The sequence below is a fragment of the Singulisphaera rosea genome (assembly GCF_054877945.1).
In genome coordinates, this window is record NZ_JBTYIP020000026.1 from 127,050 (window position 1) to 148,636 (window position 21,587).

Consider the following 21,587-nt stretch of genomic DNA (forward strand, 5'->3'; position numbering starts at 1 on the left):
GGGGCACATTGCTTTACAATAAATCGTGCGACGGCGACGGTCGTGAGGTCGCGGGCCGGTTACCCCACGGGGGATGGACGGCCCGGCGGCCGGAACAGTGCGAATCCTACCATCAGCCTGGATCGCCACCTCTCTCCCATGCATGGCCGCATTTGAGGCCGGGTCCTCGCCGACGGCAGGCGTCCGAGCCTGTCGTTCCGGACAGGAAGTCCAAGGCGGACTCCGTCCTGGTGGAGCATGGCTCGGAGCCCAGAAACGTTCGCGGACTCTCCCGAATCCTCGGTACGCGATCTCCCGAAGGAGGCGATCCACCATGCGAGACCTGCAACTTGAGCGGCGGCCCCGAGGCCATGGACGCAGGCGCCCCGAGGCCGAGGGCCTCGAATCCCGCGCCCTGCTGACCGTCGGCCTTCCCGACCTCGGTTTCGGCTCGGGCGGGGTGGCGGACCTCCTGCTCGATTCGAGCATCGCCCCGACCTCGAACGTCGTGGGGCAGTATGTCCTGCCGGACGGGAAGATGCTCGAGGTGATCAACGGCTTCCAGCCGACGTCGCTGGTCCTCGGCGGGGCCCAGTTCGACCCGCTCCTGCTGCGCCTCAACCCCGACGGCACGCCCGACACCACCTTCGGGACCAACGGCCAGGTCCTCGTCGCGCTGGGGACCGACGCCAAAGGATTCCCGGGCAGCCTCCAGGTCTCCGACTCGGCCATACAGGGCGATGGCAAGATCGTCCTCGTCGGCACGGCCGGACGCTCCGTCGTCGGCGAAACCAAGCAGATGGACGTGGTGAGGATCAACCCCGACGGGACGCTCGACACGACGTTCCACTATACCGGCCCCTCGGTCGGTTTCAGCCAGGGCGCCGGCAGCGGCATCGCGGTCGAGCCCGACGGCAAGATCGTGGTCGCGACGTCCGCACTCGATTCGAACCAGGGTCCTTCCGACAACCTCCACCCGGCCTACCTCCGGCTGGACCCGGACGGCTCGCCGGACGCGACGTTCGGCGCGAACCACAACGGCGTGGTCCTCCTGGACATGTTCACGACGATCCCCACCGTCCCCTACCCGTTCGCATCCCTGCTCGCCGTCCAGGGCGAGGATATCGTCGCGGTCCAGAATCTCCCGAACCCGGTCGACGTGATCCGTCTCAACGCCCAGGGCCAGCGCGATCCCGGCTTCGGCAACGGGGGGGTCGTCTCGTTCAACGGGTTCGACATCGCGCCCCACGTGCTTGCGATCGACCTGCAAGGGCGGATCGTCCTCGCGGGCGATAACTCCTACGACACATCCACGAACCAGGTCCATACCCTCCGCTTCGCCCTGGCGCGGTTCGACACGTCCGGCCACTTCGACGCGACCTTCGGCGGGGACGGGATCGTGTACGTCCCGTTCGATTCCCGGGTCGCCTCGGCGAGCATGGTCGCCTTCGAGCCCGGAGGCCAGATCCTCGCGGCGGGCACGGTCGGGGCGGCCGACTCGCGATTCGACCTGGCCCTCGCCCGACTCAACCTGAACGGCACCCTCGACGCCTCGTTCGGGCCGGGCGGCACGGCGATCACGCCCACCGAGATCTTCGCGAACAGCGTCCTGACCGTCGACCCGCGGGGCTGGGTGCTGGAAGCCCGGGTCGGCTCCAACGACCAGGGCCGCGCGGTCGCGGTCGTGCACCGATTCCTCACGGCCGACGTCACGCCGCCGGATGTCTTTCCGCCTTATGTGTCGAGCTTCGTCACGATCGGCACGCCTCGACAAATCTCCGCCCTGCGCCTCACCTTCAACGAGGCGATGATCGCGATGCCGGCGGGCAAGAAGGGCTCGTATCGCCTGGTCTGGGCCGGCCGCGACGGCAAGTTCGGCACTCGCGACGATCAGGTCCTCCACCTGCGATCGGCGTCGTATAACGCGACGACCCATACGGTGACCATCAGGCCGTTCCGCCGGCTGCCACCGCGTTGGCTCTATCAGCTCACGGCGTTCGCGACCAACCTCAGCGACCTCTCCGGCAACGTGCTCGCGGGCCAGGGCAACGGCGTGCCGGGGAGGAACTATGTGGTGACATTCGGAGGCCAGCCCCGCGGATAATCGGGCCCCTCGGGCGACGCCGAGACGCTCCGTCGCGTCGCCCGGCCGCCCTCGATTCGGAAGGCATCACCTCGAGACCGTCGCCTTGCATTGGCGCCGGGGCGAGGCGATCATCGCATGGAACCGGCCGGGCGCCTCGCGCGACAGATCGCGCGAGGGCCGGCGACCTTCGAGTCTCCCGCGCCGATCTTGTCCCATACACATCTCTGACGAGGGCGATTGATGAGGCTCTTCTGGACTTGGGCATTCACCGGCGTCCTGCTCGGGCAGGCGATCGTCGGGGTCTCGGCGCGGGCGGGCGACGAGGTGGTGTCGAACCTTTCGGCGGGCTCCGCGAAGGTGGACATCACCCCGCCGCCGGATACTCCGGCCTTCGGACACCCTCGGAAGACCACCGGGACCCGCGACCCGATCCGCGCGGGGGTGCTGCTGCTCGACGACGGCAAGACGAAAGCGGCGATCGTGACGCTCGACCTGATCAACTCGGGCGACAAACTGGTCAAGGCCGTGCGCGAGGTCGTCTCGTCGAAGTCGGGTGTGCCAGCCGAGAACATCCTCGTCGCGACCTCGCACAACCACTCGGCGGCGAACTTCGAGACCGAGACGGCCTGGGCCAAGGACGTCATCGAGAAGCTCGGGGCGGCCACCGCGCAGGCGTCGGCCGAGATGCGAAAGGTGACGGTCGGGTACGGCGAGGACACGATCAGCTTCGGCATCAACCGCCGCAAGGTCATCGACGGCCGGGCGGTCGTCCGGCTCAACCCGGACGGTCCGAACGACCGCCGGGTGAAGGTCCTCCGCTTCGACGACGGCCGGTCGCTCACCCCGACGGCCGTGCTAATGCACGCGGTCTGCCACCCCTGCTTCTTCACCTGGGGCGACAACGCGACGCTCCCCTACCCCGAAGGCTTCCCGATGAAGAGCGCCGACTTCCCCGGCGAGGCGCAGACTTTCGTCGAGAAGTCGTATGACGGCCAGACCAAGGCCCTCTTCCTCCAAGGGTGCGCCGGCGACATCCGCCCCAATCTCCCCGGCGACCCCTACCGTTGCGCCGACGAGGCCGACATCCAGTGGGCCGGCCGCGAGCTCGGCGGCGCCGTGGTCCGCGCCCTCGCCCGCTCGATGATCCGCGAGGTCCGCTCGAAGCGCCCGACCGTGTACAAGCTCCGCATCGCCAACGAGCGGGTCACGCTCCCCGGCAAGGACGGGCCCGTCGAGGCCGACCTGATGGCGATGAAGATCGGCCCCTATCTCCTCCTGACGATGCCGGGCGAGCCGATGGTCGAATACGGCTTCAAGCTCGAGCAGTCGATCGCCGACCGCGCCATCCCGATCATCATCGGCTACGCCAACGGCCACGTCGGCTACATCGCCACCGCCGACGCCTACAAGTCCGGCGGCTACGAGCCCACCCAATCCCCACTCCTCCCCGCCGCCGAGGCCGAACTCCTCCGCGGCCTCAACCGCGTCGCCGACAAGGTCGTCGGCGACGTCTTCGAGTCCTTCTCCAAGCACCCCCCGGGCACGAAGCTCCGCACCAAGTAAAGCGTTGGCAAGTGTTTCTGGCCATCGTCAGAAGACGATCCGCAGATGGCACAGATCAACGCAGACGAAATCAATTTCTTTATGATTATCATCTGCGCCAATCTGCATCATCTGCGGATAAAATCACCTTCTCCTCCGTGAAAGATCCACGATTAGGGCTTGGAGCCCGCCTTGGTCGGTAGCGTCTCGGGGAGTCGTGCGCGATAGACGAATTCGCGCGACGCCCCGGCTTTGACGTGGCACTCGGCACAGGCGAAGGATTTGGCGGGCGGGGTGATGTAGGAACCGTCGGCGCGGTACTCGACATATTCCCACTCGCCGCTGCGGTTCTGGCCGTAGGCTTCGCCGAAACCCTTTTCGCGGCGCATGACGTGGAGGCCGGCGACGTCGGCCTTGGAGAATCCTCCCTTGGCGTCACGGCGAAGCTGGCCCTTCTCGTCTTTCGGGACGTTCGACGACTCCATCACGATGACGGAGCCATAAGGGTACGGGAGGTCGTCGGCCGCGTGGACCGTCGCGGCGGGTTTGTTGCCGTAGATCGTGACGACCTGCGACTTCTCGGGCCGCTCGACCGTCCGGAGGACTTCGAAGGTCGTGGCGTAGTCCTTGGGGAAGCCGACGCGGTCGGTGTCGGGGGCAGGCGGTGAAGCGGAGGCCGACGCCGATTTCGCCGCATAGGTCCGTGTGATGGCGTCGAGGAGCGATTTTTCGCCTTTGACGTCGTTATCGAGTGACCAGATCATGATCCCGGCGAGTTTCTGGTCGATGGCGTACTTGGTCTTGGCCTCGATGGTGGCGACGCCGTTGTACCAGATGGTCTCCCCGATTTGGTCGGATTTGTCGGCATCGGGGTACGCGGCGACGATGTCGGAGTAGTCATAGGGGTTCTTGCGGAACGCCTTGCCGAAGCCGTAGCCGTAGAACGGGACGCCGAGGACGGTCTTCGAAGCGGGGAGTCCGCGTTTCAGCCAGTACTCGACGTTCTTCTTGGCGAACTCCAAGGACGAGTGCTGGCCGGGGGCGTTCGGGTTCCACGAGCCGGCTCCGTCATAAGCCATCACATTCACAAGGTCGAACAAGGCGAGGGCATCGTCGGGGACTTTCTTGCCGCCGTAGCCCTGGGACAGGGCCGAGGTGAGCAAAAGGCCCTTGGGCTTGAAGACGTCGGAGAGGGCGTGGATGAACGCGCCGTAGTCGTCGTTGATCGAGGGGCCTTCGATGTCGACGTCGAGGCCGTCGAAGCCGTGGTCGACGACGTACGAGGCGAGCTTCGAAGCGAAGCCGGCCCGCTTGGGCTCGGTGAGCAGGTCGAAGTAGCGGGCCTTGAGGGCCTTGTTGCCGGAGGCAGAGCCGCCGCCGATCGAGATCAGCACCTTGAGCTTGTTGGCATGAGCCTTCGCGATCAGGATGTCGTTCTTCTTGTGGAACGAGAGGTCGCCCTGGTCGTTGACGGGGTTCTCAAACGCGATGTTGATATGCGTGAGCTTTCCGTAATCAATCGTCTCCGAGAACCGCTCGAGGTCGACCCAGTTGGGGACGTAGGCGACGACCAGGTCCTTGGCGAACGAGGGGGTCGTCGCGAAGGCCCACGCGATCACGACCGACGCGAGAGGCAGCTTCGAGTTCATGGGGTGTCCCCAAAAGGTGACAGAAGGGAGAGGAGCGTCGAAAAGGTAAGGCTTTCCCGAAACCCGGTGTTTTCTTCAACACCGGGTTTCTGACGCGGTCAACGGCGACGCCCGATCCCAGGGACGTCATCGCCGAGGTCCGATCCCAGGGACGTCATCGCCAACTGCGACAGAAACCCGATTTTCAAGAAAAAATCGGGTTTCGATCGGGGGAGGGGCTCAGAGCCAGCGAGGGTGATCGGCGCCGAGGTTGTCGACGCCTTGGGTGATCGGACGGGGGTTCCTGCCGTCGGAATCCATCACCCAGAGCGTGGGGGCCTCGCCGATCTTGGCGCGGCAGAAGGCGATGAATCGGCCGTCGGAGGATTGGCAGGCGCGGAAGTCCCAGACGGGGGGGTCGCTTTGGGTCAAGGGCGTGATCTTGCCGCTGCTCGGGTCGAGGCGGCAGATCTCGGTGCCGCCGCGGGCGTTCTCGGGCTTGAACTCGCGGTTGAAGTGGTCGAGGTCGGGGCGCTGGGCCTGGTATTCCCAGGCGATCTGAGAACCGGGCAGGCGGCGAGGGAAGAGGATCGCGCCGTCGCGGGTCCATGCGGGGACGTTCGAGCCCCCTCCGCGCGTCTTCTTGTCGCCGTAGGTCGCGGCGAACCACATCGCCTTGCCGCTGGTGAGCACGCGGTGCTCGCTCCCGTCCGCACGGCCCACGCAGACGTCGGCCCAGTCGTGGCCGGGGTCCTCGCCGGGACGGCAGTCGACGTAGAGGACCCACCGACCGTCCGGCGACCAGCTCGTCCCGAAGTAGAGATGGCCCGGCTGGGCCGCGAGGCGCACTCGGTCGGAGCCCGTCGTGTCGCTGGTCCAGACCTGGTATCCCTGGGGCCCCGCGAGGTGGAACGCGACCCGTTTCCCGTCCGGGCTGAGGCTCAAGCCGTAGGGGAGGCCTTCTCCCAGACGGGTGAACTCGCGAGGGTCGGAGCCATCCAGGTTCATGCTGTAGATCTGCCCGCTGTCCTTCCTCGCGACCTGCACGAGGATCCGGTCGGAGTCGGGCAGGAGGAGCGCCGGGGTCTCGAACGGTGCCTGGCGATCCTTGGTGCAGATCTCGTCGAGCGAACCCGTCTCGAGGTCGTGGATCCAGATGTGCGTCGGCGTCTGGGTATAATACTGGCCGAAGGGCCGACCCGGCCCGTCGCGACGCGGCTCCATGCTCAGGATCACGACGCGACGGTGGTCGGGGAACACCGCGCCGGGCTGCCACGACGCCTGCTCGGGCTTATCGAACGCGAGGTAGCGCAAACCGCTCCCATCCGCGTTCACGATCGCCGTCTTGCCCCGCGAGGTGAAGAAGAGCCGATTGGGACGATTCGCCTCGTCGGCCAATGCCATCGGACTTCGCAGCATACCGGCCAGGCCGGGCACCAAGGCCGTTGCGGCCAGGAATTGGCGACGCCCAAGGACGCGGCCTGTCTTCGTTCGATCGTCCATCTGAGCGTTCCCCCTCGAAAAGCTCCCGGGCCAGACAACCGGTCAAGCTTCTCACGCAAGCCCGGGGGACGCCAGAGTCTGCGGACAATTCGCGGCATGCGGGGGATTTTTTAGCCACGGATTGAACACGGATAACACAAAAATAAAAATATACAATATTTCAATATATATAATTAATATTATTTAGTGTTTTTGACAAATCCTCCTCTGTCTTAATCTGTGCCAATCTGCGTCATCTGTTGATAAATCTCCCCCCGTCCTATCCGTGTTCAATCCGTGGCTAAAAAAATCCCCCGATCGGCCCCTCTCAAAACCGGCACCCCGCCGCAAGTTTGATCGGCGCATCCCTGGTGTCGAGGGGCTTGGGTTCGACTCCGGTGAGCCTGGCGAGGCGTCGGCCGAGGTCATTGAGCATGTCGGCGGAGTAGCCCGGCCAGAGGGTCTCGATCGTGCCGGCTCGACTGACGAGGGCGACGCTCGCGGAGCGCTCGGCGCCGCAGGCGTCGATGATGAGGTGGTCGGGGTCGGCGAGGATCGAGTACGGGGCCCCTCGGCGCTCGAACCAATCGTCGGCGACGGAGCGGTCGCCGTCGACGACGCCGAGGATCGTCACACGGTCGCCGTACGCGTCGTGGAGGCGGTGGAAAAACGGCTCGGCGGCTTCGCTGCAGGGGCAGCCGTCCTGGATGAAGATCAGGACGAGAGGACGTTGGGTCGCGAGGGTTGCCAGCGATTCGGAGAACCCGCCGGTACCCTGGACATGCTCGACGGGGACGCGGCGGCCGGTCGCCTCGCTCGCCTTGGCGAGCATCGCGGGCGTGACGGGGTGGTTCTTCGAGGGGGGGACCAGGAACGCCGCCGCGAGGACGACGACGCCCCCGAGGAACAACGCCGACGACAGTGCGATCTTTTCCAAGGCATGGCTTTCGGCGATCGGTGGCATGGTCGCGTCATCCAGGGGTCGGTCAACCGACCGCGGGTTCTTCGAGGCGGGTGGGGACCTCGGGCGTCTCGGCCAGATCGTCTTGGGACTCTCGCGTCGCCAGCGAGGTCCGCCCGATCTGGAGGACGAGCGCCGCGGTGATCAGGCAGAGGCCGCCCGAGAGCAGGAACGCACGCTGGTAGTCGCCCATCCAGGACCGGATCGTGCCGGCCCCGAGGGCGGCCGTCGCGGCGCCGAGTTGGTGGGCGGCGACAATCCATCCGAACATGATACTCGCCCGGGCCTTGCCGAAGGAATCCGCGGCCAAGCGGACCGTCGGCGGGACCGTCGCGATCCAATCCAGCCCGTAGACGACCGCGAAGATCGGCAGGCCCCACGACGAGTCGGCGAGGCCATAAGGCAAGTAGATGAGCGCCAGGCCCCGCAAACCATAGTACCAGCAGAGGAGGACGCGGTTGTCGCAGCGGTCGGAGAGCCACCCCGAGGCGGTCGTCCCCAACAGGTCGAAGATCCCCATCACCGCCAGGAGCCCCGCCGCGCGGACCTCGGGGATCCCGTAGTCGAGACAGGCCGGGATCAAGTGCGTGCCGATCAGGCCATTCGTGCTGGCGCCACAGACATAAAAACTCGCCGCAAGGAGCCAGAAGTCGCGCGACCGCATGCCGTCGCGCAGAGCCTGGAGCGCGGCCAGGAGTGGGTTACCCGCGAGCCTCGGGGCCTCCGTCGCATCAGGAGCCGCCCCATAAGGCAGGAGGCCGACGTCCGACGGCCGGTCGCGCATCAAGAGGGCGATCAAGGGGAGGACCGCGACCGACACCCCCGCGACGATGTAAGCGGCGGGTCGCCAGCCGAGGCGAGTGACCACCGTGGCCAGCATCGGCAGGAAGACGAGCTGGCCCGTCGCCGTGCTCGCGGTCAGGACGCCCAGGACCAGCCCCCGGCGCTCCACGAACCAACGGTTGACGACCGTCGCCCCCAGGACCAACGCCGTCATCCCCGTCCCGCAGCCGACGACCACGCCCCAGAGCAGGATCAGCTCCCAAGACCGCGTCATCCAAGGGGTCAGCGCGACGCCCGTCGCCACCGTCGCGAGCGAGCAGAGCATCGTCCGGCGCACGCCCAGCCGCTCCATCAGCGCCGCCGCGAACGGCCCGATCAGGCCGTACAGGACGAGGTTGACCGAGATCGCCAACGAGATCGTCGCCCGGCTCCAGCCGAACTCTCGCTCCAGCGGCACGATCAATACCGAAGGGGTCGCCCGGACCCCGGCCGTCGCCAAGAGCACCAGAAACGTCAAGGCCGCAACGATCCAGGCGTAATGCAAGCCCCCCGGCCGCCAAGCTGCGCGAGTCGACATAACACGATCACTCCACCGACCCATCCCCTTGAAAACCACCCCTCAGTCGGCCAGAATGTTACGGACGGTTCTGTCTCATGTCAAGCAAACGGGGGCCGGACGCGTGGTCAGCGACGAGGTGGGGAAAGACCCGAGCGTGCGAAAGACGACTGCCCGGGATCGCGTGCTCGAGGTGGCGACGGACCTCTTCTACCGCGAGGGGATCCGGGCGGTCGGGATCGACACGATCATCGCGCGTTCGGGCGTGGCGAAGATGAGCCTGTATCGCAACTTCGCCTCGAAGGACGAGTTGATCGTCGCCTTCGTGGAACGGCGCAACGACCTCTTCTTCGAGTGGTGGGACCGCGTCATGCGCCGGGACGAGGGACGTCCCCGCGACCAGTTACGGAACCTGATCCCGGCAACATTAAAGAAGGTCGTACGTCCCGACTACCGCGGCTGCCCGTTCCTGAATACGACGGCCGAGTTCCCCGAGGCCTCGCACCCCGCCCGTGTGATCATCGCCGCGCACAAGCAGGAAGTGCGCTCGCGCCTCATGACTCTCTCGGACCGTAGCGGGGCCGCCAACCCGCAGTCTCTCACCGAGCAGTGGATCGTCCTCATGGATGGCATCTACGCCAACCCCACCAACTTCACCGACCCCGCCGCGGCCGCCGCGATCGTGGCGGCGGCCGACGCCCTGCTCGACGCGAACCTTGGCAAACAAGGCGACTCAGTCCACTGACGCTCATCAAGCAATCTCTTCGCCACAAAGACACAAAGACACGAAGAGTTAACCATCCCATTAATTTCTTTGTGTCTTTGTGGTGAAGAAATTCTCGCGTTCAGTGAGGAGTATCGCTTTTCCCGAGAGTGAACTCGAGGTCTCCGGTGCCGGCCTGGACGTCGCGTCGTGTTTCACCGGCGAGGCCGTCGGCCTTGGCCTCCACGCTGTAGGCCCCTTCGGGGAGTCCGCCGAAGCGGAAACGGCCCTCGGCGTCGGTGAGCTTCATCTCGAGGAAGCCGTTGTGATAGGTCGTGGTGCCGTCCGGGTGCGGGATATGGCGATCGGAGATCGACACAGAGGCACCCGCGAGAGGCCGTCCTTCCTTGTTTCGGAGCCGGCCGACGATGGAGTCGGCCTGGCCCATCACGATCGCGAGGGACGTTTCGCCGGGCGTGGGCAAGATCACCGCCATCCGCTCCACGGCGGCCAGGCCGGGTGCCGTCACGTCGAGGACATAATTTCCCTTGCATAGGTCGGGGATGACGTACCGACCATCCGGCCCTGAGGCGACGATCGGACAAGGCTTGGTGTTGAACCCTTGTCGCGAGTTGCCGAAGGGAGCCACGTAAGTGATGGGCGTCACCTTCACCCGGGCGCCGAGGACGGGCTTTCCCTGACCATCGACCACCGCCCCGACGAGCTTCCCGGTCTTGTCGGCCTTCTCGCGCCAGCCCGGCCAGAAGCGGTTGATGCTATCGGCCATCGCCTGGGTGAATTCCGCGTGGGTGGCCGGATTCTGACGGATCTCCGGCTCCTTGTTGAGACCGTCGGCCTTCCCCAATGGCGACTCCGCCTGCACGGCATACAACGACTTCACGTTTCGGGCCCCCGCCTCGCCGAGCAGGCGGACGACGGTCTCGACGACCGAGCCGGGCACGATGCGATGGACGTCGCCGGAGTGGTCGACCAGGAAGGTTGAGACCTCCCCCTTCATGCCGAAAGCCGCCCGCGTGGCCCCGAGCGACTTCTTGTGGGGGAGGTCGATGGCCACCGGTCCCTTGATGCCAAGTTCCCGGACGTACTCCCGAGCGTCGTCGGGGTCATCCTGACTGCCGAGGATCGTGACGACCTCAAGGCCAGCCGTCTTGTAGGTCTCGGCGAGCTTCCGCAGAGACGGGACCGCGTCTCGGTTCGCGGCGAGGGCCGTGAAGTTCAGCAGGACGACTTTCCCCCGGAGCCTCTCCAAGTCTACGGGCCCCTCGTTGATCCACCGTGCGGCCTCGACCGGAGGAGCCTCCTTGCCTTCGACGGCCTCACCGCCGTGGCTCGCCACCTGTTGCAAGGGGGTCAGGTCGGTCCTGGGCCAGTCGTAATGCCCGAGCAGGAGCTTGCCGATCTCGGGCCACCACGGGTCGTTGTAGTAGGCATAGCCGAGGCGAAGATCATTGACGAATACGTTCAACGGCATCCGCAGTTGGAAGTCGGCCGGGGCGAACGTCCGGTCCGCTTCAAACCGGGCGATCCGGGCCTCGCGACGGAGGCTCAGGCGCGAGGTCCCATCCTTCTTCAAGGACAGCGATTCTCGGACGATCCGGTGGGGGACCCAACGCCCGCGCCCAACCTCTCGGAAATCGCCCAGGCGGTAAGTGGCATAGACCCGGCCGTTGCGGGCGAGCGTGACCCCGGCCAGGAGATGACCTTGCCTCGGGGAGACCCAGAACTCGGTGCGCCACTCGGCACCGTCGACCATGCTCTCCTGCTTGACCACGTAGCACCGCGCCCCGTCGACGGTCGTCTGGCCGACGTCCATGCCGGGTTCCGCGAGCATCTGCTCCAGATAGGTGCCCTCCGGCCAGAACAGGGCCTTCGGCACGAGGGTCGTCGCGGAGATCTCGGATGAGCCGAGCGTGACCTCGTTCGAGCGCACATTCCAGAGATAGTGCCCCTCCCCGTCGAACCCCGAAGTCCACCGATCGGCGATCAATCGCCGAGGGCCCGAGCTCGGCATCATCGAGTCATATTCCACCCGCCAGCGACGCCCTTCGCCGATGTACTGGAACCGACCTGAAAACTTGTCGATATCGGGAGCCCCCTGGCCCGTGAAATCGCGGTCGTGAAGGTCGTCGAACTCGGCTTCGATCAGAACCGCACTGTAGGCCTTCTGGGCCTCCCGGATCGCCTCGGCGAGTTTCCCGGGCGTGATCGCCGGCAAGGGGGCGTCCAGAGCTTCGGTCCCGGCGGCGATTGCGCCGAGGCCGACGAACCGGAGCGAGCCGCCGGTCGCCAGGATCAGGGCCGCGATCGCGGCGAGGAGGGCTCGCTGCCGCCTCGAAACCGGTCGGGCCAGACGTGGCTCGCCATCCAGGATCCGCCGGATCCGGCCCGAGAGGTCGACACCCCCGCGCCACGACGACGCGAACGCCGACGGCACGACCCGGACGGGAGCCAGGTCGAGCAGCCAACCGGCGTAGCTCTCGAAGCTCCCCGACTGGCGCAGGGCGACGTCATCACATCGATACTCGCGTTCCCGACGGAGCCCGGCCGACGCCCAATGCACGGGCGGGTAGAACCAGGCCAGGGCCCGCCAGACCTCAGTGAAGAGGGCGACCCAGTCGTCGAGGTGTTTCAGGTGCGCCAGTTCATGCGCCAGGGCCGCGCGACGCTGCGCGGGGGACATCGGCCCGTTCGCCTCGATCGGCCAGAGGATGGTTGGACGCAACAGCCCCACGCAGACCGGCGCCCCGAGATCCGGATGCATCCGGATCCGGACCCGGCGCCTCAAGCCCAGCACTCGGCGGGTCGCCTGCAACTCCGCCATCAGTTCGGGTGTCGGCCAAGGCTCGCCCTTCCCAATCATCGCCCGGACCCGGACCGCGGCCCACGCCAGGCGGCCCGCAAAGATTCCGAACCCCGCCCCCCACACGGCCAGCGCCGCGAGGAGCCAGCCGTCCACCGGGGCTAAACCGGGGACGCCCGAGCGTGGTACAGAGCCCCTCGGCGGAGCGGGCGGGTCGATCGCGGTCTCCAACGGGGTGGATGCTTTCTCGAAACGTGCCTCGCGCAACGGCATATCCGAGGTCAAGCCCTCGAACCAGGACCGGAACGCGGCGGGCGAGCTCCCTCGGTGTTCCGGAGCATTCTCGGCCCGGGCGAGCGCCTCGCGCCAGGAAACGCGCGGGGCCAGGCCGAAGGCCACGGGGAGTAACGCCACCCCGGCGAACGTCGCCAGGAGATAGGCGAGATAGCGGATCGAGGCCCTCTTCGGACGCCCGAAGCGGAGCCACATCGCCACCAGCACGACGACGACCGTCCAGCCCAGGGCCCAATGCCCCAGCGACTCGGCCCAGGGCCATGCGCGATCACTCACCGGGGGTCTCCTTTCGCTTCTCGACCTCGGCGCGTAGCTTCTCCCAGACCTCGGGCGCGAGGTCCGGGCTCTCGGCCAGGCCCATCAGCAGGGCCTCGGCCGAGCCGTCGAAGAACCGGCCCACGAAATCCCGGATCACCCGGCGAGTCACCTGCGACCGCACCACGTTCGCCGAATACCGGTAGGTCTTGCCGTCCGCCTCGTGCCCGACGTACCCCTTCTTCTCCATGAGCTGCAAGAGGCTCAGGACCGTCGTATAGGGGATCTCCCCCTCTTCATCCCCGGGCATCAGCCGCTCACGCACTTCGCGTACGGTCAAGGGGCCGTGCTCCCAGAGGATCTTCAGGATCGAATACTCCCGGCCACTCAGGGCCGATGGGCTCTTCCCCGCCATGACACATTCCTACGAGGCCTTCGTACTGATCGATGGGTATTATTGCGTGAGCCGCCGCGACGGGGCAAGAGCCTCTCGATTTTTTCCCCTGACCCGTGCCAGACGTGGGGACCGATACCCGGTGTTTTCTTCAACACCGGGTTTCTGAACCGTAGACGCTGAGATCCCGAAGGGGGGGGGGTCGACGTCGACCGCGTCAGACACCCGGTGTTGAAGAAAACACCGGGTGTCGAATCAGGAGGCATCGACCTCGAGTTTCAGGGATTCGCAGACGTCTTTCGCGTCTCGACAAGAGGCTCGATCGCCTTATCGCGGACGCGGTCGTCGATCCCGTCGCCGACGACGAGCTTGCGGGCACGGGCCTTGACGTCGACGGAGACCGGCTTGGCCTTCAGCCAGGGCCGTGCCTTGGCGAGCGCGGCGATGAGGTCGTCGGTGAGGGCGTCGATCTTCGGCCGGAGGTCGCGTTTGAGGTCGGGGGCGTCGGCGAACGGCCCGCGGCGCTCGGCCTCCCAGCGTGCGAGGTCGGCGCGTTGGATGAGCTTGGCGGCCTCGATCTGCGCCGAGAAGAACGCGCGGATCCAGGCTTCGTCCAGACCCTTGGCGCGGGCCTTGGTCGCGGCGGCGTCGAGGGCAGCCCGCTCTCGAGGCAGGTCTTCGACGGGCGTCTTCGCGTTCCATTTCGCCCGGGCCACGTCGTGCATCAGGTCGAGCCGACGCTTGACGAGTTTCAACAGGTCGTCGACCGCCTCCTCGGCCTCCTGTCCCGGAGTCCGCTTCGTCGAGGGGGACGTAGCCACTTGGCCCTCGCAACGTCCGACTCCCGGGGAGGGGCCGACAATCGAAGCGAGCAGCATCAGGAAAACATGCCGATTTAATTTCACCTTCAACTCTCCTCGATGGAGCCTTGTCTAGGACAGGGCTACCACCGAAATGCCTCGTCGCCAGGGCCCTTTGCGTTCAGCCTATCAAAACGAGGGCCCGCCCGCTCCAGGAGGTCGGCCCCGCCTTGCGTTAAACCTGGTGGACGGTGCCCACCCTACGAAGATGTACCCTCCTTGCAGGGTTAGGGGAATTGCGTCCCCTCCGTAGGGTGGGCACCGCCCACCAGGCCTTTTGCGCATGACTCGCGAGGTCTTTCGAAATCTTGGAAAGATTTTCCGATTCCCTACGAAGACCTCTTGCGTCCTTCTACAATCCGTAGTAGCCTACTACTACAAGCTGTAGGAGCGACCGTGCGACGGAGACGGATCTTGAGGGAGGGATCATGGCGAACCAGCCGGGGTTGAGCGAGGCGGAGCGCGAGGTGCTCCGGGCACTCTGGGAGAACGGGCCGGGGACGGTCCGCGAGATCAACGGGTTCCTGGAGCGTCAGGGGAGGCACTGGGCGTACACGACGGTCGCGACCTTGCTCCAGCGGTTGCAGTCGAAGGGGTACGTGGCGGGGGACACCACGACGGTGCCGCACGTCTTCCGGGCGGCCACGTCCCGCGACGAGCTGCTCGAGCGCCGGCTCCAGGAGGCGGCGGACGAGTTCTGCGACGGCCAGGCCGTCCCGCTGGTCCTGGCCTTGGTGCAGGGGCACCGGTTCTCGGCGGATGAGGTCGCCCAGCTTCGTCGGCTGCTGGACGAGGCGGGAGGGGGACCGCTGCCGCCGCCGTCGCCGAAGGGGCGGAAGAAATAGACGTCGAGGCCCGACCTGTCCTATCCGGCCGAGCGGCCGGAACGTCCCACAACGAGGGAGGCACTCCATGGCCCTGCTCTGGTGGTTCGCGGAGACGACGACTGTCGCGGCGATCCTCGCCCTCTTGGTGTCCCTGGTCGGCCGAATCCGGTCGATCGGCCCCGCGGCGCGTCACGCTCTCTGGCTAGTGGTCCTGCTCAAGCTCATGACCCCGCCCCTGCTCCAGTCGCCCATCTCCTGGACGCGGCCCGGCTCGCCAATCCACGAGGCCCTGGAACGGGCCGTCGCGGCGCTCCCGACGGCTCCGACTCCGACGGTCACGGAACCCGACGTCCCCCCCGCGCCCCAACCGATACCCGCGATCGTCCCGATCATGGCCGAGGATCCCCCCTCGGCGACGGTCCCGACTCCGATCCGAATGTCCCTCACGATCCCAATTCCGGCAGAGCCCCCGGCCCCGGCCACAGCCCCAGAGCCTGCCCCGGCCGCTCCCGAACGATCCAGGGCGATGACGCTCCCGAGCGCCGAGCTCCTCGGCCGCATCGCCCTCGGTGCCTGGCTCGTCGGGACGATCGCGATCGCCGCGGTCCAGGCGACTCGGGTCGTCCGGTTCCGCCGAAGGCTCCGATACGCGGTCCCCGCCCCCGAGTTCCTCGTGGACGAGGCCGAGCGGATCGGCGAGCACCTGCACGTCCGGGTCCCCGAGATCCTGGTCGTGCCCGAGTTGGGCACCCCCCTGCTCTGGTGCCTGGGCCGGCCGAAGCTCTTGCTCCCCACCCGCCTCGTCAAGTCGCTCGAGCTCGACGCCTGGCGAGGGATCCTGACGCACGAGCTCGCCCACCTGCGCCGGGGGGACCCCTGGGTGAGCCGCCTCGAGTTGCTCGCCGGGCTCGTCTGGTGGTGGAACCCGCTGTACTGGGTCGCCCGTCGCCGGCTCGACGCCGAGGCCGAGCTCGCCTGCGACGCCTGGACCGTCTGGGCGTTCCCCGAAGACCGATTCACGTATGCCGAAGTCCTTTTCCACGTCTGTGCCAGCGTGTCGCTGGCCAAGTCGCCGGAGCCCGCGTTGGGCGTCGCCGGCGCGGGCCGATTCTTCCAGAGGAGATTGACCATGATCTTGCGTGAACACGTTCCGTGCCGCCTCTCCCCCGCCGGCTTCCTGGGCGCGTGCCTCCTGCTCGTGCTGGCGGTCCCCTCGTGGACCACGGCCGGCCCGGCGGATGACGCCGACGCCGACGAGACCGGCGCCGTCGTCAATGTCGAGACGGCCATCAATGAGGACATCAAGATCGCGGTCAATCTCGAGGAGGCGAGCGAGAAGCTCGAGGCCGAGCTCGAGAAGGCGGGCGAGGAGCTCGAGGCCCAGTTGGAGAAGGCGGGCGAGGAGCTCGAGGAGAAGATCGAAGCCGAAGTCGAGAAGCTCGAGAACAATCTCGAGGAAATCGACGCCGACGACGACGACGACGAGTCCGGCCCCGAGCTCGAAGCCAAGATGAACGCGTTGACCAAGGAGATCGACGCGATCGGCAAGAAGATGGACGCCCTCGGCAAAGAGATGATCAAGAGCTCCAACCCCGAGATCGAGGCCAAGATGAAGGCCCTCGGCGAGAAGATGGAAGCCAAGAGCAAGGAGCTCGAGACCAAGGTCGCTCCCAAGCTCGAGGCCAAGATGAAGGCCATCGGCGAGAAGATGGAGGCCAAAGGTAAAGAGCTCGAGAAGGAGATGAACGCCAAGTTCGGCCCCAACTCCAAGTTCGTCAAGGAGATGAAGGCCCTCGGCGAGAAGATGGAAAAGCAGTTCGGCCCCGGCTCCGACTTCGAAGCCAAGATGAAGCGAGAGTTCGGCCCCGACTCCAAGTTCGCCAAGGAAATGAAGGCCATGGGCGAGGAGATGGCCAAGCAGTTCGGCCCCGGCTCCGACTTCGAGGCCAAGGTCAAGAAGCAGGCCGAGAACCTCGAATCGAAGGTCAAGAAGGAAAAGGCCGAGGCCAAGGAGCGCACGGACGGGGACGATTCGGAAAAGAACCTCGAAGCGAAGGTCAAGAAGGAAAAGGCCGAAGCCGCCCGCTCGAAGGCCAAGGCCGAGCTCGACACCCGGGTCAAGAAAGAGCGTGAGCAGGCCAGCAAGGCCCGCGCCGAAGCCAACAAGGCCCGCGCCGAGGCCAACAAGGTCCGCGCCGAGGCCAACAAGGCCAAGGCCAAGGCAAAACTCAAGGAAGAGGCCCGTCACCGCGAAGCCTCCGGCGACCGCGGCCGGACCGACCGCATCAAGGCCCTCGAAGACCAGATCCAGAACCTGATGGGCGAGCTGAAGAAGCTCAAGGCCGAGGCCGAAGAAGACGGCAAGAAAGAGTCCAAGGACGACTCGAAGAACGAAGAAGCCTGACATCCTCCCATCCGACCTTCCGAAACCCGGTGTTTTCTTCAACACCGGGTTTCTGCCACCGCCAATGCCGACACTTCGTGCTCCGGATCGATCATCGGTCGCGCAGCATCCCTACTACAAGCCCGAAGCGCCAGCGAGTGAATCCTCTCACGTGAAATCGAGGGAGATTCACTCGCTGGCGCTTCGGGCTTGTATTTAGGCGTTCACGTCACCGTCTGACGGTTGCAATCCAGGCGAGACCCGCTCATATCTCCCCAAAGAAAATCTCTCCGACATCCCTCACATCAAGCCCTCAATTCCCTACCTCCGGAACCAGGGCAATCGCCCGGCCGGGCCCGCCGTGTCCCCCTTGGAGCTTGAGCGGGGCAAACAGGAAGTACGCCCCCATCGGGACCTTCCCGACATCCTTCAAGAACTCGACCCCGATCATCCCCCGACTCCCGAGCGCCCAGTACGTCATGATCGCCCGCTTCGGCTCGACGCCGCCCAAGGTGGGTGCATCGATGGCGACGCACCGGATCCCCCGCTTCGCCAGGGCGACAACCACCTCGGGCCCGAGCGCCGGCCAGCCTTCGGACTTGCCGTTCAGGGGGTCGTCCATGCAGGCCTTTCCCTCCGGCAATGCCTTGAAGTGCCGGTCGTTCCAACCACTCCGAAACACGACGACATCGCCCGGGTGAAGCGCACCGTGGGCCTTCTCGTCGCGTTCGATGTCGGCAAGAGTGATCTCGGGCGAGGCCGGCCAGAGGGCCTTGTCCAACGTCCCGACCAGGTGCGTCACGTCGATGACCCGGATCGGCCCGCAACCCTGGTCGATGGGGACCTTCTCCGTGGTGACGTCGCTCGTCCCCCGCGCCCCATACTTAGCCTCATACTCGGCGAGCCATCCCCGGATCTCGGCCGAATAGGTTGCGTCGTCGAAACCGGCGAGGGGTAACGCGTACGACGGGGGGACGAGGTGCGTCCCCGTATCGCTCCCGAGCATGTGCGCGACCTGCGGCGACCCCGTGTTCGGATTGAAGCTGAATCGGACCTTCTGGTACGGCGGCCGGTGTCGTCCCGTGCCCCGACCCGGCCAGGCGACGGGCAGGTCCTCCGCCAGCGTGACCGAGAGATCCACGGCCCTCTTCCCTCGGGCCGCGCCGATTAACCGGCCCGCGAGCGGCTCGCCGACGATGGCGAACGCCCGCGCTTCGCTGTACGGGTCGCCCGCGAACTTCGGGCTGAGCATCGCGTAGAACGCCCCGACGGGAGGCAAGTTCCCCAACCCTGTCAGGCTCTCCGCCCAGATCAGGCCGTGCTTGAGCCCGGCGTAGTGCGTCGGCTCGCCGAGGTCAGGCAGCGGCCCCATGCTCGTGCTGTCCGTCCCCAGGGTCATGACCCCCTGCTTCGCCAGATACTCCATGCACCCCGGTTCCGGATCCGGCCAGGCCGGCGACGCCCCTTCGACCGGGTCGGCCGCAAATCGCCTCCCCTCCGGCAACGGCCGGAAGTAAGCGTCGCTATACCCGCTGTGAAACAGGAGCGCGTCCCCGAACCGGAGCCTACGATGCCGACCCTCCCAGTCCCGGACCCGATCCGCCCCGACCAGGGCACTCCGACCAGGCGGTGCGGCGTCCCTCAGGTCCCGAATGTCGAGCACGCACGCTTCTCCGCAGAACTGCCAAGGGGCGATCGTCTCCGTATACGCCGCGCCGAACCGCCCCGCCTGCGGCAGCTTCGAGTCCGGAGGCGCGACCGAGTGCGGCGGGACGTCCATTTGCGTCCCCATGTTCCCGTCGATGTAGAGGGTGTCGACGTTATAAGGACTGAGCGGGCCGATCCGCTCCTCGGCCGCGACGTGATACCGCGCAAACGTCGGCCACTGGCACGGATATCCCGGCGCGACGAGTAACGAGAGGTCGACAAACGTCGATCCACCGCCCCCCGGCTCGACCGCCCTCGCCGACGCGGCCGACATCACCAGAGACACCCCCAATGCCGCGGACGCGACCACGCGTCGCCCCGGAAACGAGAGGCTCGCCACTATTCACGTCCTTTCGAAATGCAAGACCGCCAGGAGAGGTCATCCGACGAAGCACCCCTCGATCCCCACCAACCTCGTCGTCCCCCCCGGGCGGCCAGTCTACAACGCCCCCACCCGCCATGCCATCAACCGCCCGGACAACTCCTCCCCCGATGGGCAGGACACTCCCCCCGCGCATCTCCCGGCAATCTCATCTGTCACACCACCCAGACTCCAGCCAACCCCTCCCCCGGTGGGTGGGGCACTCCTGCCCCACTCGCATTACCGCCGGTCAGCGTCTTCCCCATCAATCTCCAATCACCCTCCCCCCGGTGGGTGGGGCACTCCTGCCCCACGTTCCTCTCTCGAGAAACCCCACTCGCGGCCAACAACACGCACCCTTCCCGCGGACAAGGCCCCCTTCAACCCGGTCGACGAAACCCGCCGACCGCGTTACGATCGGGCCTTCGGATCCGCGACAGGTCGGACGGACCTCACCGAAATCAGAAATCCTCGGAGGATGACAGGGTGCTGACACTGGAGATGATCTGCCAGGCGAGACACCGCCTCCGAGGCCTCCTCCACCGAACCCCCTTGATCCGATCACAAGCCCTTAGCGAGCGGCTCGGGGCCGAGGTCTACCTCAAGCTCGAATGCCTCCAGAAGACGGGCTCCTTCAAGCCTCGGGGGGCTTTCAACAAGATGCTCTCCCTCTCCCCCGCCGAGCGGGCACGAGGCGTCGTGGCCGTCAGCGGCGGCAACCACGCCCAGGGCGTCGCCTACGCGGCTCGGACGTTGGGCGTCGACGCCGTGATCGTCATGCCGGCAACCACCCCGTCGAACTACCTCGACGCCACCCGAGGCTACGGTGCCGAGGTCGTCCTGACCCCCGACATCCGCGCCGCCTTCGCCGAAGCCGACCGGCTCCAGTCCCTGGGCCGCGTCCTCGTCCACCCCTTCGACGACCCCCTTGTCGCCGCCGGCCAGGGGACGATCGCCCTGGAGATCCTCGACGACCTCCCCGGCGTCACCCGCACTTACATCAGCATCGGCGGCGGCGCCTTGATCGCCGGCATCGCCACGGCCCTCCGCGCCATCAAGCCCGAGACCCAGATCATCGGCGTCCAGACCGAAGGCGCCGACGCCATGGCCCAGAGCCTCGCCGCCGGCCACCTCGTCGAGCTCCCCGCCATCACCTCCATCGCCCGAACCCTAGGCGCCCCCCGCGTCACCGACTTCACCTACAACCTCACCCGCGACCTCGTCGCCGAAGTCAAGGTCGTCTCCGACGCCGACACCGCCCGCGCCCTCTTCACTCTCCTCGAACGCACCAAATACCTCGTCGAACCCGCCGCCTCCTGCTGCCTCGTCGCCGCCGAACAGCAAAAATCCCAGTTCACCAAGGACGACCAAATCGTCCTCCTCCTCTGCGGCGGCAACGTCTCCGCCGAGAGCCTCTGTGGATTCCAGCAGCAATTCCCGGAGACGAAGAAGGCCGAGCAGAAAATTGGCTAACGGTAGAACTCAGTATCCCCCAGGCGGAAGGCGCATCGGACGCAGCGGATGACGCAGTGATACCAACGGGTGACGGTCGGATCCACCAAATGGGCGCGTGCCATCGTCATCGGAAAGGCCTCCTGGGGTGTTCTTCAGAACACTACCCACGGAGAAGCCGACCGTCAAGACACCGCCCGCTAAGAGGCTATCCGGTAACTTTTTCCTCAATTTCCCGGAATTTAAAGGCCGCACGCTTCCTCTTCTCATCCTTTTTTAATAGTCCGAGCATTCGATGAATTGAACTGATTTTGATCATCGCCTCGCTCGACTCCGTACGCACCTCGTAGTCGCGGCTATGCCTACGATATCGACCCAGCCACGCGAACGTCCGCTCCACCGTATACCTCTGCGGCTGTTCCACGAAACCTTTGCTACCCAACGGACGACTCACGACCTCCACCACATAACCCGCACCCGTGTCCACCAGCCAACGCTGAAGCGTCTTGTTCC

Annotated in this window: 14 protein-coding genes and 1 pseudogene; 6 read left to right on the plus strand and 9 right to left on the minus strand. The window is 66.2% G+C overall.

Annotated elements, in window-relative coordinates; all coding sequences use genetic code 11:
• Positions 1-313: 313 nt before the first annotated feature.
• Both ACYOEI_RS31605 and ACYOEI_RS31610 read left to right on the plus strand, forming a co-directional pair.
• Positions 314-2,083, plus strand: a complete 1,770-nt coding sequence (locus tag ACYOEI_RS31605; protein ID WP_462853816.1) for a hypothetical protein — start codon at positions 314-316, stop codon at positions 2,081-2,083.
• 222 nt (positions 2,084-2,305) lie between these two features.
• Positions 2,306-3,628 carry a hypothetical protein gene (locus ACYOEI_RS31610; protein ID WP_462853818.1) on the plus strand — a complete coding sequence of 441 codons (1,323 nt, stop codon included), beginning with the start codon at positions 2,306-2,308 and terminating at the stop codon, positions 3,626-3,628.
• Between the two features lie 152 nt (positions 3,629-3,780).
• Here the strand turns inward: ACYOEI_RS31610 and ACYOEI_RS31615 are convergent, their stop codons facing one another.
• The 4 genes from ACYOEI_RS31615 to ACYOEI_RS31630 all read right to left on the minus strand — a co-directional run bounded on the left by ACYOEI_RS31615 (position 3,781) and on the right by ACYOEI_RS31630 (position 9,038).
• A complete protein-coding gene (locus ACYOEI_RS31615) occupies positions 3,781-5,256 on the minus strand; it encodes a glycosyl hydrolase family 18 protein (RefSeq protein WP_462853820.1) in 1,476 nt (491 codons plus the stop codon).
• Between the two features lie 219 nt (positions 5,257-5,475).
• Positions 5,476-6,738 carry a TolB family protein gene (locus tag ACYOEI_RS31620; protein ID WP_462853822.1) on the minus strand — a complete coding sequence of 421 codons (1,263 nt, stop codon included), beginning with the start codon at positions 6,736-6,738 and terminating at the stop codon, positions 5,476-5,478.
• Between the two features lie 307 nt (positions 6,739-7,045).
• Positions 7,046-7,681, minus strand: a complete 636-nt coding sequence (locus ACYOEI_RS31625; RefSeq protein WP_462853824.1) for a peroxiredoxin family protein — start codon at positions 7,679-7,681, stop codon at positions 7,046-7,048.
• A gap of 22 nt (positions 7,682-7,703) precedes the next feature.
• A complete protein-coding gene (locus tag ACYOEI_RS31630; RefSeq protein WP_462853826.1) occupies positions 7,704-9,038 on the minus strand; it encodes an MFS transporter in 1,335 nt (444 codons plus the stop codon).
• Positions 9,039-9,174: 136 nt separating this feature from the next.
• Here ACYOEI_RS31630 and ACYOEI_RS31635 point away from each other — a divergent pair, with 136 nt between their 5' ends.
• The gene (locus ACYOEI_RS31635; RefSeq protein WP_462853827.1) at positions 9,175-9,762 is read left to right on the plus strand and encodes a TetR/AcrR family transcriptional regulator; all 588 of its coding nucleotides are present in this window, start codon (positions 9,175-9,177) and stop codon (positions 9,760-9,762) included.
• 100 nt (positions 9,763-9,862) lie between these two features.
• Here the strand turns inward: ACYOEI_RS31635 and ACYOEI_RS31640 are convergent, their stop codons facing one another.
• The 3 genes from ACYOEI_RS31640 to aroQ form a co-directional block, all read right to left on the minus strand.
• The gene (locus tag ACYOEI_RS31640; RefSeq protein ID WP_462853828.1) at positions 9,863-13,111 is read right to left on the minus strand and encodes a M56 family metallopeptidase; all 3,249 of its coding nucleotides are present in this window, start codon (positions 13,109-13,111) and stop codon (positions 9,863-9,865) included.
• Entirely contained in the window at positions 13,104-13,505 is a 402-nt protein-coding gene (locus ACYOEI_RS31645) for a BlaI/MecI/CopY family transcriptional regulator (RefSeq protein ID WP_462853829.1), read from the minus strand. Before ACYOEI_RS31645 ends, ACYOEI_RS31640 begins: the two co-directional genes overlap by 8 nt.
• Before the next feature lie 257 nt (positions 13,506-13,762).
• Positions 13,763-14,305, minus strand: coding sequence for a gamma subclass chorismate mutase AroQ (gene aroQ, locus ACYOEI_RS31650; RefSeq protein ID WP_462853830.1), 543 nt, complete (start codon positions 14,303-14,305; stop codon positions 13,763-13,765).
• A 467-nt stretch (positions 14,306-14,772) separates the two neighbouring features.
• On the opposite strand from aroQ, the gene ACYOEI_RS31655 reads away from it, so the two are divergent.
• The gene (locus tag ACYOEI_RS31655; RefSeq protein WP_462853832.1) at positions 14,773-15,189 is read left to right on the plus strand and encodes a BlaI/MecI/CopY family transcriptional regulator; all 417 of its coding nucleotides are present in this window, start codon (positions 14,773-14,775) and stop codon (positions 15,187-15,189) included.
• Positions 15,190-15,256: 67 nt separating this feature from the next.
• Positions 15,257-17,575, plus strand: a complete 2,319-nt coding sequence (locus ACYOEI_RS31660; protein WP_462853833.1) for a M56 family metallopeptidase — start codon at positions 15,257-15,259, stop codon at positions 17,573-17,575.
• Between the two features lie 292 nt (positions 17,576-17,867).
• Here ACYOEI_RS31660 and ACYOEI_RS31665 read toward each other — a convergent pair whose 3' ends face one another.
• Positions 17,868-19,535: a cyclase family protein gene (locus ACYOEI_RS31665; RefSeq protein ID WP_462853835.1), complete on the minus strand. Its 1,668-nt coding sequence runs from the start codon at positions 19,533-19,535 to the stop codon at positions 17,868-17,870.
• A 573-nt stretch (positions 19,536-20,108) separates the two neighbouring features.
• Between ACYOEI_RS31665 and ACYOEI_RS31670 the strand changes: the two genes are divergently transcribed.
• Positions 20,109-21,095, plus strand: a complete 987-nt coding sequence (locus ACYOEI_RS31670) for a threonine ammonia-lyase (protein WP_462853837.1) — start codon at positions 20,109-20,111, stop codon at positions 21,093-21,095.
• Between the two features lie 187 nt (positions 21,096-21,282).
• Here the strand turns inward: ACYOEI_RS31670 and ACYOEI_RS31675 are convergent.
• Positions 21,283-21,587 (minus strand): annotated as a pseudogene (locus tag ACYOEI_RS31675) (IS5 family transposase); the annotation flags it as partial.